Here is a 13,576-nt window from a genome sequence, read left to right as displayed (position 1 = left end):
TAATTACTTTGTCAGATTATACTGGATAAAGCCATAAGTATTCCTATTTTAGCATGATCAAAAGTAAGCCCCCCCTGCAAATAAGCTATATAGGGTTCTCGTATAGGAGCATCTGCAGATAACTCAATGGAAGAACCCTGTATAAATGCTCCTGCAGCCATTATAACCTGATCTGAATATCCCGGCATATCCCAGGGTTCACATTGTGCAGAAGAATCTACAGGAGATGCTTTCTGAATGGCCCTACAAAAGTGTATTAATTTTATCTTATCATTAAATTTAATACACTGTATTATGTCACTTCTTTTATCATTGTATTTAGGTAGAACTTCAAATTCTGCAAGTTCCATAATTCTAGCACAAAAAACGGCACCTTTTACTGCTTCTATAGAAATATGCGGTGCTAGAAACAATCCTTGATATAAGGATCTCATTACTCCAAAAGTTGAACCACATTCTCCTCCTATACCTGGTACTGTGAGCCTATAGGAAGCCTGTGTTACATACTCTTCCTTTCCCGCTATATATCCTCCGGTAGGTGCTATTCCTCCTCCTATATTCTTTATAAGGGATCCTGCCACTAAATCCGCTCCTATATCTGTAGGTTCCATTATATCTATAAATTCTCCATAACAATTATCCACAAAGCATATTAACTCCTGATGAATTTTTTTCACAAAATCTATTATCTCCTTTATTTCTGATATGGAAAATGATTTTCTCCAGCCATAACCTGTTGATCTCTGTATATGTACTATTTTTACTTTATCATTTTTTATTAGATATTTCTCTATACTTTTAAAATCTATTTTATTATCCAGAGTTAAATCTATCTGATGATAATTTATACCATATTCCTTAAGTGAACCTACTTTTTTGTCACTGCATGTACCTATTAAATTATGCAGCGTATCGTAGGGAGTTCCGCAAACAGATAACATGGTATCTCCCGGACGTAAATTGCCAAAGAGAGCACAGCATAGTGCATGAGTTCCATTTACAAAATGAGGTCTTACAAGTGCACTTTCTGAATTAAATACTCTGGCATATACTCTATCTAAAGAGTCCCTTCCTATATCCCCATAACCATAGCCAGAAGAATTGGTAAAATGAGATTCACTTATCCCCTCTTCCTGAAGAGCATTCAAAACTTTTAATTGATTATATTCCCTTACTTCATCATAATATATGAACTCATCTTTAACATCTTCTAATGACTTCTCATATAGAGAAATTACTTTATCCTTTATTTTGTATATATTTTTAAGTTTTTCTTTTGTTATATTTAACAAAATTATTACCTCCTAAGTATTACCTGCACATAGAAAAGGAATAGGAAATTGCCTATTCCTTTTCTATGTGCAAATTTTTAAAATAAGTTTATGACCTGTCATCTGTTGCTGCAGGAGTATTAAACAGAATTGCCTTTGATGGTGTAATAGTAGAAAGTGCATGTTTATATACCATCATTTGTTTTCCATCACACTCTAATATAACCGTAAAATTATCAAAACCTTTTACAATTCCTCTAATCTGAAAACCATTAGTTAAGTATACAATAACCGGGATCCTGTTTTTTCTAGCACCATTTAAGAATATGTCCTGTAAATTATTTGCTGGTTTACTCATAGTTTTCTCCCTCCGTAATCTTTATTTGTAGCAATTTTTAGTTTTATAACAAAATTATTGGTACTTACTTTTTATTTTAGAAAAAAATGTTTGATATAATATATATTATATCAATATTTAACATTTTAACAAGTTACTAATGTATTAATTATGTAATTCACTATTTCTTTATTTGAGGTAAATTCATCTTTATTTACCCAAATAACTCTCTCATCTTTTCTAAACCAGGTTAACTGCCTTTTTGCATAATTTCTGCTTCCCTTCTTAATTAGGTATACAGCTTCATCTAAGGATATGTCCCCTTCTAAATACCTGATTAATTCTTTATATCCTATGCCTTTCATAGATTGCATATCTTTAGTATATCCCATGGATTTTAAATTTTTAACTTCATCTATAAGGCCCTTTTCTATCATTAAATCCACTCTTTTGTTTATTCTCTCATACAATTTAACTCTATCCATATTAAGCACAAAGTAATATATTTTATAAGGTATATCATATAAACTATCTTTACTATTAAACTCACCTATAGTCTTTCCTGTAAGTTTATGTACTTCAAGTGCTCTTACAACCCTTTTTAAATCATTTGGATACAACCTTTCATAGGAAACAGCATCTATGTCCTTTAAAAGAGAGTGAACATATTCCCTTCCCTGCACTTTTGCTAAATTCTCCAGATAATTTCTATAATTTACATCCACTTTTGCATCTGTAAAACCATAATTGCAAATAAGAGAGTTTATATAAAGCCCTGTTCCCCCTACTAACATGGGAAATTTATTTCTACTATATATATCTTCTATGGTTTTTTCAGCCAAATTCTTATACCTTGATACATTAAAATTCTCTTTTGGATCAATAATATCTATTAAATAATGGGGAATTTCCTGCATTTCACCTTTTGCAATTTTGGCAGAACCTATATTCATATACTTGTATATCTGCATGGAATCTGCAGATATTATTTCTCCATCTATTTTTTTTGCCACTTCTATTGAAATATCTGTTTTTCCCACTGCAGTAGGCCCTGCCAGTATAAAAAGTTTCTTCATGTATTTACTCCCCCTACTGTATCCTCTTAAATTTTTTCTCTAAGTCATTTAATGTAAATTTCACTATGGTAGGCCTTCCATGAGGACAGGTAAAAGGGTCTTCTAAAAATCCTAATTCATGAAGCAGATGCTCCATCTCCACTTGTGACAGATTGCGTTTTGCCTTTATGGCAGCCCTGCAAGCAAGAGTAGCTATGGAAAGATACTTTACCTCGACAGTATCTCCAGAACCCATATTTTTTAAGTTATCTATAATGTCTATAAACAAATTTTTAATATCTGGTTTTCCCAGTATTACAGGTACTTCTCTCACATTTATAGTATTATTTCCAAATAATTCTATATCAAATCCTGCCTTTTTAAATACATCTTTATTTTCCACGTAGCATGCATAATCGTCATTAGTAAGTTCCATAACTACAGGGGTAATCAATATCTGACTTATTACTTCTTCCTTTTCTATATTGCTCTTATATTTTTCAAAGAGAATTTTTTCATGGGCTGCATGCTGATCTATAATATATAGATTAGAAGCTGCCTCTGCTATTATATATGTATTGTTAAACTGACCAATCATTTTAAAGGGAGGGAGCTTGGAAATCTTACTCTCTTTTGAAGAATCATTTAACCTTATATTTTCTTCTGCAGTGTTACCTCCCTCTAAAGTATTTCCATATTCAAAAGAAATATTATCTTCCTGTTTCTCATTATTACCATATTCCTCTTTTATATAACTTTCATAAATTGGAGGCCTTAAATCAATAGGAATTTGAATCTTATTTGTCTGTACAGATTCTTCTTCTTTCTCTAGAATTTTATCTTCTATTATATCTATTTTAAAAGAATCTTTCAAGCTTTCTCTAAGAGCCTGATGAATTGTATCAAATACAAATTTAAATATCATTCTTGAATCACTAAACTTTATTTCCCACTTTGCAGGATGAACATTTATATCTACAAATTCAGGAAATAGCTCTAGAAACAGCACAAAAAAAGGAAACTTATTTACAGTTAAAAATGATTTAAAAGCTTTTTCTACTGCTGCAGTTATAGATTTATCCTTGACGTATCTTTTATTTACAAATATACTTTGATTATTTCTGCTTCCCCTGCTTACTTCTGAATTGCCTATATATCCATAAATTGAAACTATATCGCTGTGATTCTCTATAGGTATTATATTTTCATATATATTTTTGCCGTATATGCATCTTATAACATCCATTAGCTCTCCACTTCCATAGGTAACTAAAGATTTTTTTCCATCTCTGAAAAACTTAAATACTATATTAGGGTTAGCTAAAGAAAGCCTGTTTATTATATCAGAAATAAGAGCTCCTTCCCTTCCTGAAGACTTTAAAAATTTTTTTCTTGCAGGTACATTGAAAAAAAGGTCTTTTACTAAAACCGTAGTTCCTATATTGCATCCTGTATCCTGTATGTAATTTAAGACCCCTCCACTTATGGAAATTTCCCTTCCATAGTTAAACTCATCTTTTACCTTACTTCTAAGGATTACATGAGATACAGCAGCTATGCTAGATAAAGCTTCCCCTCTGAATCCCATGGTGTATATCTTGTTTAAATCCTCTAAAGTACTTATTTTGCTGGTAGCATGAGGCATAAAGGCCTTTTCTACATCCTCCGGGTGTATTCCCACACCATCATCTATTATCCTTATAGATTTTTGTCCCCCATCTTCTATTTCTATAGTAATATTTTTAGCTCCTGAATCTATACTGTTTTCCAGAAGCTCCTTTACCACAGAAGAAGGTCCTTCAACTACCTCTCCTGCAGCAATTTTATTAGAAGTATCCATATCCAAAAGATTTATTCTCTTCATTATAAATCAATCCTTTATTTTAAAAAATACTTTCTCATTATCAAATAGACTTAACTTTCTTTATTATATCATAAAGTTTGTTAAACCCTTCCATAGGGGTCATATTTAATATATCTATATCCCCAATTTCATTGATTAAATTTTCTTTTTCTATATCTAGAAATTTTAACTGCTCTCCCTGGCTGGAAGTCTTTTCTTCTTTCTTTTTCTTTGGCAGATTGGTTCCTTCCATACTTTCTTTTGTCTTTTCAGTTTCAAGACTATTTAGTATTTCCCGTGCTCTCTTTAGAACTTCCTCTGGAAGGCCCGCCAGTTTTGCTACTTCAATACCATAGGACTGATCTGCCCCTCCTCTTATAATCTTTCTTAAAAAAACTATGTTGTTTTCCACTTCTTTAACAGATACACAATAATTTTTTACCCCTTTTATTTTACCTTCCAATTTAGTAAGTTCATGATAATGAGTTGCAAATAAAGTCTTACATCTAAGCTTACTTTCCCTGCATATATATTCTATTACAGACCAGGCTATACTTAATCCATCATAGGTACTTGTTCCTCTACCCACTTCGTCTAATAATATTAAACTCTTATTAGTGGCATTTTTAAGAATATTTGAGACCTCCCACATCTCAACCATGAAAGTACTCTTTCCAGAGGCCAGATCATCAGAGGCACCTATTCTTGTAAATATCTTATCACATATAGATATAGAAGCACTTTTAGCAGGTACAAAACTGCCTATTTGAGCCATGATGGTAATCAAGGCCACCTGACGCATATAAGTGGATTTTCCTGCCATATTGGGTCCCGTTATCAAAAGAAGTTGATTTTCTCCCGTGTCAATATCTGTATCATTGGATACAAATTCTCCTGTAGAAAGCATATTCTCCACTACAGGATGTCTTCCTTCCTCTATAAACACTCTGTCTGAAAGAGTTATTTCAGGTTTGCAGTAATTATTTTCAAGGGCAGCTCTTGCAAGAGAAGCTAAACAATCCACCTCTGAAATTATTCTAGCTGAATTCTGCATTCTGCTAACTTCTTTTTCTACTTTATCCCTTACTTCTGCAAAAGCATTATATTCTAAATATATCAATTTTTCCTCTGCACCTAAAATTTTATCTTCCATTTCTTTTAACTCTGGGGTTATGTACCTTTCTGCATTTGATAGAGTCTGCTTTCTTATGTATCTGTGTTCCGGCACCAGATTTAAATTGCTTTTAGTTACCTCAATATAATATCCAAATACTTTATTATATCCTATCTTTAAGGATTTTATTTTAGTAAGTTCTCTTTCACTGGTCTCAAGAGATGCTATCCAGTCTTTACCTTTAACTTTTGCCTCCTTTAACCTATCTATTTCGCTATCATACCCTTCTTTTATCAGATTTCCTTCTTTAAGAGAAACAGAGGGGTTATCTAGTATAGCCTTATCCAATAACATATAAATATCTCTTAACTCATCTAAATTTTTATACATATTCTTTAATAAACTTGTTTCAAAATTAGACAATATGGCCTTTATATCAGGTATCTTTTCTATGGAGCTTTTTAAAGAATTCAATTCTTTTGCATTTACACTTTTAGAGGATATTTTTCCTGCTAATCTTTCAATATCATATATATTCTTTAAAGCTTCCTTTAAGTCTTCATGATAACATACATTATTTAAAATTTCCTCCACTGAGTCCAATCTCTCTATTATTTTATTCCTATCTATGAGAGGCTGCTCTATCCACTTTCTAAGCTGTCTTCCCCCCATGGAAGTATTAGTCTTATCTATAACTCCAAGTAGGGAACCCTTTTTCTTGCTTTCCCTGAGACTTTCCACAATTTCTAGATTTCTTCTGGAATTTATGTCTATAGTTAAATAATCTACTATATTATAATATTGAAATTTATTTATATGAGAAAGATTGGTCTTTTGGGTATGTTGTATATACTTAATTAAAGCACCACAGCATTTTATAACTTCAGGTGTATATTCCCTTAAACTTAAATCCTTAAACTGTTCCCCTAATACTTCTTCTCCCCTTTGGAAGTAACATTCATCTACCCTGCTAAAAGTTTCATTAAAAACTTCCACTATGCCCTGAAGTATATTGGAATCTATATTCTCCTGAATTATCATTTCCCTTGGGTTAAACTTGCATATTTCATCTAAAATTACGGATAAATTAAAAGGAGTGTCTGTACAATTAAATTCTCCTGTGGATATATCTGCAAAACATAGTGCACAATTAGTACCTTTATTGTTTATGTACAAACACATTATATAATTATTTTCATTTTCATCTAAAAAGTAGGTATCCATATAAGTCCCGGGAGTTATAACTTTAATAATTCCCCTCTTTACAATACCCTTAGACTGTGCAGGATCCTCCAGTTGTTCACATATGGCTATCTTATATCCTTTATTCACCATCCTGCCTATATATGACTTTGCAGCATGATAGGGTATTCCGCACATGGGCGCTTTTTCTTTAAGTCCACATTCTCTTGCTGTAAGTACCAATTCCAGTTCCGCAGCAGCTATTTTTGCATCGTCGAAAAACATCTCGTAAAAATCGCCTAACCTAAAAAACAGTATACAATCTTTATAATTTTCTTTTATTTCCATATACTGCTTCATCATTGGAGTCAATCCCACCTTATTTCCTCCTTTCCATCATATCTGTCTACCTAAAAGGGAAAAAGAAGTTGCTTTAGTTATTTCAACCTTTACCAATTCACCTATAAAAGCTTTGTCTCCTTGAAAATTAACTAACTTTCCAGTTCTGGTCCTTCCCATAAGTTTTGTACTGTCATTTTTACTAGGGCCTTCTACCAATACTTCTTCTATTCTTCCTTCATAGACTTTATTTTTTTTAGCAGCAGATTTATTTATTACCTCTACAAGCCTGTTAAATCTCTCATGTTTTACATCATCAGAAATTTGCTCCTCTATTTTATAGGCAGGAGTACCTTCTCTTTTGGAATATATAAATGTAAATGCAGAATCAAATTCCACTTCTTCTGCCAGTTTTAATGTCTCTTCAAAATCTTCTTCTGTTTCACCGGGAAAACCCACAATTATATCTGTAGTTATAGATGCATGTGGAATTTTGTGTTTTATTTTACTTACAAGAGCCAAGTACTGTTCCTTAGAATAATTTCTATTCATTTTCTTAAGTATACAGGTAGAACCTGATTGTACAGGTAGATGTATGTGTTCACATATTTTATCACATTCCGATATTACATCTATTACATCATCCGTTAGATCTTTAGGATGGGAGGTCATAAATCTAATTCTTTTAATTCCATCTACATTATTAATTCTCCTTAAAAGTTCACTGAAATTTACCCTTGGATTTAGATTTTTTCCATAAGAATTTACATTTTGGCCCAGCAGCGTAACTTCCTTATATCCCTTTGAAACCAGTTCTTTTATTTCATTCTCAATATCCCCTGGTTTTCTGCTTCTCTCACGTCCCCTTACATAAGGTACTATACAGTACGCACAGAAATTATTACAGCCATACATTATAGTTACAAAAGCTTTTACACTGCTTTCTCTATCTATTGGAACTCCCTCTACAATTCCATCTTCTTTATCTTGTATTTCTATTACGGATATATTCTGCTGGTTTACCCTATTTAAATACTCTGGAAACTTATATGCATTATGAGTTCCAAATATTATATCCACAAAGGGAAATTTTTTTATTATTTTTTCTGCCATACCTTTTTGCTGCATCATACAACCACATAAGGCTATTATAAGTTCAGGCCTTTGCTTTTTAAATTTTTTTAAAGCTCCCAAATTTCCATATACCTTAAGTTCTGCATTTTCTCTTACACAACAGGTATTAAATATGATCAAGTCCGCGGAAAATTTATTTTCTGCTCTTTTATATCCCATCTTTTTTAGTATTCCAGATAATTTTTCTGAATCCTCTTCATTCATCTGGCATCCATATGTAGAAATAAAGAAACTTTTATTTCTAAATTTATCTTCCATTCATGTTACCTCCAATGGCATTAAATTCACACTGTATTATAACACAATAATCAATAAAAAATAAACATACTGAACTAAGATTATGTTTATTTTTAAAAATATGGTATGCCTTTATCTATCTATAAAAATCTGCTATTATTGATATAATAATCATTGAAGGTAGTTGTGAAATTTGCATTACAGTGGGGTGAAAACATGAATGAAAGCAAAATTAAAAAAGCATATGCGATTTCGAAAAACATTTATGATGATACACTAACTCAAACAAAATGGTGGTCTAAACTGTATATATGGTTTTTTTGGGGTGGTATAAATGATATAGAAATCGCTAATAAGGTCTTAAAAATAATTCCAGATGATTTTGCCGGAAAATTGCTTGATGTACCAGTTGGCACTGGGGTATTCACATTAAATAAATACAGCATGTTACCAAATGCCCAAATAACCTGTGTAGATTATTCAGAGGATATGCTGCTTCAGGCCCAAAAAAGATTTTCCCATAGTAAACTTAAAAATATTAATTATATGCAAGGTGATGTGGGAAATCTAGAATTCAATAATGAAACATTTGATATTATACTTTCCATGAATGGATTCCACGCTTTCCCTGATAAAGAAAAAGCATTTTTAGAGACAACACGTGTTCTAAAAAAAGGTGGTATCTTTTGCGGGTGTTTTTATATTAAAGGACAATGTAAACGCACAGATTTCATAGTCAACTCTCTACTGGCAAAAAAAGGTTGGTTTACACCGCCCTTTCAATCCATTGAAGAATTAAGATTAAAATTATCTTCATTGTACTCTAATATTGAGATTGATAATCAAAAATCAATGGTTTATTTTAGATGCATCAAATAAGATTTTCGGATAAAATCACAGAATATTTTTTTCTTTTAACTCCTTTATGGCTTTAATAATAGAATGTTTTATTGTTCCATATAATAAAAATACAATCAAAAAAATTATTAACAAAAAACAGAATATAGTTGGTAAATAGCTTTTCAATTTAAATACCTACTTTCTAATTAAATCTAAGAGTTTATTTTTCCTGATAATTTTTGATATAATATGCACAAGCCATACTAAAGCTATTACCACCATAATATCATAACAAAGATTCAACAAAAATAAATGTTTGCCAAAATCACCATGACCTGAGCCTATAACCGGTAAAATAAATTGAGATGCTCCTGATACAAGAATAAATAATAACATTAATATAAGAAGACGTAAATCCCTGTTTTTATTTTTTATAAAATAAATCAATGTTATAGTAAAGTATATTAGTGAAAACAGAATAAAAACAAAAATATTTCTATGTATTTTGGGGTAATTATTTACAAGATTAGTCCTAAAGGTATTCACTGCTTTATTTGGATCATATTGTCCTTTTGCAAAATTCCAAGGACCTGGTGTTTTAAAAGCATAAGCGCCCTCCGCAGACTCCACAATTTTTTCCCAAAGCCGGCTTGGATGCTTTATATAAAAAAACAATATTTTCATAGGAGAAACCTTGGGATAAAACTCCCTTAACATCTCCTCTCCCACAGGATCATGCCCAGAATGTCTATTATAAAAAGATTTCCCGTAAAAAACCATGAATTTTTTATCCACCCCAAGCTCCTCCAAATCTTTTTCAGGACTGGAAGAACCTCTTAAAACTCCTAAGAAAACCGACTGGTATATATTATTTTGATTCATTCTATCTGTTAATGAAATATAAGAGGCACTACAAAGTATGGTGACTAATAATGACCCTATTATAATACATTTTCTATAATTTTTTTCTTTATAATAAATAAATAATCCTGCATAAATTATAAGCATAAAAACAAGCAGCGGCAGCTCCTGTGCTTTAGAAGTTAAAAAACCTGCAGAAGCAATGAAAAAATATACAAAATGCCTTATTAAAGGTTTCTCTTTAGTTATTAAATTAAGATAAGTACCTATATTCAAAAAAAAGAATACAATAGTGCCTGCTTCTCCGTAAAAAGAATTAAAATAAGATATATAGGATGTATCTGTAAAAAACAAAATAATACATATCCCCACTGCTGCCTTTAATAAAGTAGATAATCTTTTAAAATTAACTATAAGAAATATTCCCCATAAAAATATTACAGAATAAACAAAGGCTAAATATCTTATATTAAATAGCCTATTATCAAACTGATGCAATAACAGCGATATAAATACTGCTAATTTTAATAATATACTTCCCGAAACCCAGTTTTTTCCAAAAAATATGAACATGTGTGATTTTGATATTATATAATTTAAGTGTACGAATCTATCATAAATTCCCTCATAGGTAGTGGATAAATCCCACAATCCCCCATATAGGAGCAGTCTTCCAAAATCTCCATTATCACATTTTCCTATAACAGGATATACAAAAAGGGTATTTAACAAAATTGTTCCTATAGCTAATAAAATTATTAACTGAATTATATAATTATTTTTAATATGAATTATCTTTTTCATCAACCATTTCATTTCATTTAAACTCCGTTATTTTTGATATTTAAATATTTCTTCAAAATGACATAAAACTCCTGCTAAAAACAAAAAATTTAATATTTTTTTAATAATAATGTCCATTAAATATAAATATTTTAATACCAACACCTATCTTCCATTCTAAATAAAATAAGGATACCAGCTTGGAATAAAAATTATTGTTGAAAAATTTCTTCGAAAACTATATTATTGTATATATAATATATTAGAACTTAGGAGAGGATGGACATTTATATGAGATTATCAAATAGAATTTTAAATATGCAGTTTTCACCCATTCGTAAACTGGCACCTTATGCTGCAGAAGCAAAAAAAAGAGGTATTAAAGTTTACCATTTAAATATTGGTCAACCGGACGTACTAACTCCAGATATTTTCTTTAAAGCAATTGAAAATTTTAAAGAAAATGTATTAAAATATACAGATTCACAAGGTATGGATGCACTTCAGGAAAGCTTCATAGAATATTACAAAAAATGGGGCACGGAGTTTTCTAAAGAAGAACTGATAGTAACTAATGGTGGTAGTGAAGCCATAATGTTAACTTTTATGACAATATGTGATCCAGGAGATGAAATAGTTTCCCCTGAACCCTTCTATACAAATTATAATGGCTTCGCAGAATCGGCTTCTGCCAAAATGGTTCCATTTTTAACAAAAGCTGAAGATGGCTTTCACTTGCCAGACAAAAAATCAATTGAAAACAAAATAACCCCTAAAACAAAGGCACTTATGATTTCAAATCCTGGTAATCCTACGGGAACTGTATATACGGCTGAAGAACTTAGAATGCTTGCAGATATAGTTAAAGAACATGATTTATACTTAATAGCAGATGAAGTTTATAGAGAATTTGTATATGATGGATTAAAATATACTTCTACACTTACTTTAAAGGATATAGCTGACAGAGTAATAATTGTAGACAGCATATCTAAACGTTATAGTGCCTGTGGTGCTAGAATTGGACTGGTAGCTTCAAAGAATAAAGAATTTATGCATAACATAATGAAACTGTGTCAAACTAGACTATGTGTTCCTACAGTAGAACAAATTGGAGCAGCAGCCTTAAAGGATACCCCTGACAGCTATTTTGTAGAAACAAGAAAAGAATATGAAAAGAGAAGAAATATATTAATGGAAGGTCTTCAAAAAATCCCAGGGGTTATATGCAGAAAACCTAGTGGTGCTTTTTACATAGTTGCTAAATTACCTATATCTGATGCACAGGATTTTGCAAAATTTTTACTAACTGATTTTAATAAAGATGGTAAAACTGTAATGGTTGCTCCTGCTGATGGTTTTTATGCTACTGAGGGCCTTGGAAAAGATGAAATAAGAATATCTTACTGCTTAAATTGCGGTGATTTGAAAGATGCTATGAATTTATTAAAAATAGCTCTGGAAGAATATATAAAAACTAAAAAATAGATATATCTTTAACGCTTAGCAATTTAATATAAAATAAATAAGAGTTAACTTTAAAACTACACCCTTAAAGTTAACTCTCATTTATTCTATGAAAATCTCCGCACTACTCTGATAATAAGAAAATTATTCTTTAAAAAATTACTTCTCTAGTTCCCAATTAAATCTTTCTTTTTTAACCTTAAATCCAACACTTCTATATAAATTTAGTGCTATATAGTTAGAATCCCGTACCTTTATCATTATTTTACGAAAGCCATTTTGATATATTATATTTAAAAGATAATTTAAAAGATATTTACTATATCCCCTGCCTCTATGCTTTTCTATTATACCGAAGTTAACTATGATGGGAATATTATTTTCTATTATAATCTGACCGTATCCTATATATTCCGCATTTCTTTTTAAAAAAACAGCTCCCTCTTCAAAATAGTAACTCTGCAATTGTTCCATATATATATCTTCTAAAGTCAAAGGTATTCTATTATGCTCCTGAAATATTTCATTTTGTATTTTACATCTTTTTTGTTCATCTCTTCCCCTTTTAAACATTTCAAATTTTAAGTTTTCATGAATACCCAAATCTATACTCTCATGTAATTCCCTACAAAGAACTAAAGTACCTTCTTTCTTCTCAAAGCCTATATCTTCAAGTAGTGTGGAATTATAATTATTGTCTTCGCACAAATATTTTAGAACACAATGTTTCTTTATAGTACTTATTAAATGTATATAGGGTACACTATCTGACTCCTTATTAGAAATAAAGGATACATTCATAGCATTTATATTATAAACATTTTTACATACTATATCAGTCCAAATATAACCTATATAATCAAAGTTATTTCTAAGTAATTTTACTGTTCTTCTCAAGAATATCTGTTTAGCAAAACTAGATTTATCATAAATTTCAAAAAAATCTTTATTTAAATTATTAAACAGAGTTCTTTTGGAATTTAGTTTTTTAAAACAATTTAAATTCCTCTTTACCAGTGATACACATTCATACATATAAAATTTCCCCTAAACCTATTGTTTAGAATAATAAATGGACTTTAAAATAAGAAGAGACCATCCTCCGGCGATGAT

At 30.7% G+C, this 13,576-nt stretch carries 10 protein-coding genes; 2 read left to right on the top strand and 8 right to left on the bottom strand.

Going from position 1 to position 13,576, the window contains the following annotated elements; translation table 11 throughout:
- Positions 1-11 precede the first annotated feature (11 nt).
- The 6 genes from BS101_RS09655 to miaB all read right to left on the bottom strand — a co-directional run bounded on the left by BS101_RS09655 (position 12) and on the right by miaB (position 8,533).
- Positions 12-1,292 carry an aminotransferase class I/II-fold pyridoxal phosphate-dependent enzyme gene (locus BS101_RS09655; RefSeq protein WP_073538629.1) on the bottom strand — a complete coding sequence of 427 codons (1,281 nt, stop codon included), beginning with the start codon at positions 1,290-1,292 and terminating at the stop codon, positions 12-14.
- An 88-nt stretch (positions 1,293-1,380) separates the two neighbouring features.
- Complete coding sequence (gene hfq, locus BS101_RS09650) at positions 1,381-1,629, bottom strand: RNA chaperone Hfq (protein ID WP_073538628.1); 249 nt, start codon at positions 1,627-1,629, stop codon at positions 1,381-1,383.
- A gap of 125 nt (positions 1,630-1,754) precedes the next feature.
- Positions 1,755-2,684, bottom strand: coding sequence for a tRNA (adenosine(37)-N6)-dimethylallyltransferase MiaA (miaA, locus tag BS101_RS09645; protein ID WP_073538627.1), 930 nt, complete (start codon positions 2,682-2,684; stop codon positions 1,755-1,757).
- A gap of 13 nt (positions 2,685-2,697) precedes the next feature.
- Positions 2,698-4,527 carry a DNA mismatch repair endonuclease MutL gene (gene mutL, locus BS101_RS09640; protein WP_073538626.1) on the bottom strand — a complete coding sequence of 610 codons (1,830 nt, stop codon included), beginning with the start codon at positions 4,525-4,527 and terminating at the stop codon, positions 2,698-2,700.
- Positions 4,528-4,567: 40 nt separating this feature from the next.
- Positions 4,568-7,180, bottom strand: coding sequence for a DNA mismatch repair protein MutS (mutS, locus tag BS101_RS09635; RefSeq protein ID WP_073538625.1), 2,613 nt, complete (start codon positions 7,178-7,180; stop codon positions 4,568-4,570).
- 18 nt (positions 7,181-7,198) lie between these two features.
- Positions 7,199-8,533 (bottom strand): tRNA (N6-isopentenyl adenosine(37)-C2)-methylthiotransferase MiaB, encoded by a 1,335-nt coding sequence (miaB, locus tag BS101_RS09630; RefSeq protein ID WP_073538624.1) that lies wholly within the window; start codon positions 8,531-8,533, stop codon positions 7,199-7,201.
- Positions 8,534-8,728: 195 nt separating this feature from the next.
- On the opposite strand from miaB, the gene BS101_RS09625 reads away from it, so the two are divergent.
- Positions 8,729-9,391 carry a class I SAM-dependent methyltransferase gene (locus BS101_RS09625; RefSeq protein ID WP_073541233.1) on the top strand — a complete coding sequence of 221 codons (663 nt, stop codon included), beginning with the start codon at positions 8,729-8,731 and terminating at the stop codon, positions 9,389-9,391.
- A 156-nt stretch (positions 9,392-9,547) separates the two neighbouring features.
- On the opposite strand, the gene BS101_RS09620 is transcribed toward BS101_RS09625, so the two are convergent.
- The gene (locus BS101_RS09620) at positions 9,548-11,029 is read right to left on the bottom strand and encodes a hypothetical protein (protein WP_156876023.1); all 1,482 of its coding nucleotides are present in this window, start codon (positions 11,027-11,029) and stop codon (positions 9,548-9,550) included.
- Positions 11,030-11,287: 258 nt separating this feature from the next.
- Between BS101_RS09620 and BS101_RS09615 the strand changes: the two genes are divergently transcribed.
- Positions 11,288-12,484 (top strand): pyridoxal phosphate-dependent aminotransferase, encoded by a 1,197-nt coding sequence (locus BS101_RS09615; protein WP_073538623.1) that lies wholly within the window; start codon positions 11,288-11,290, stop codon positions 12,482-12,484.
- 138 nt (positions 12,485-12,622) lie between these two features.
- Here BS101_RS09615 and BS101_RS09610 read toward each other — a convergent pair whose 3' ends face one another.
- A complete protein-coding gene (locus tag BS101_RS09610; protein WP_073538622.1) occupies positions 12,623-13,498 on the bottom strand; it encodes a GNAT family N-acetyltransferase in 876 nt (291 codons plus the stop codon).
- Between the last annotated feature and the right edge of the window lie 78 nt (positions 13,499-13,576).

The sequence above is a fragment of the Clostridium kluyveri genome (assembly GCF_001902295.1).
Lineage (GTDB): Bacteria > Bacillota > Clostridia > Clostridiales > Clostridiaceae > Clostridium_B > Clostridium_B kluyveri_B.
This window is presented reverse-complemented; position numbering and strand designations above follow the sequence as displayed.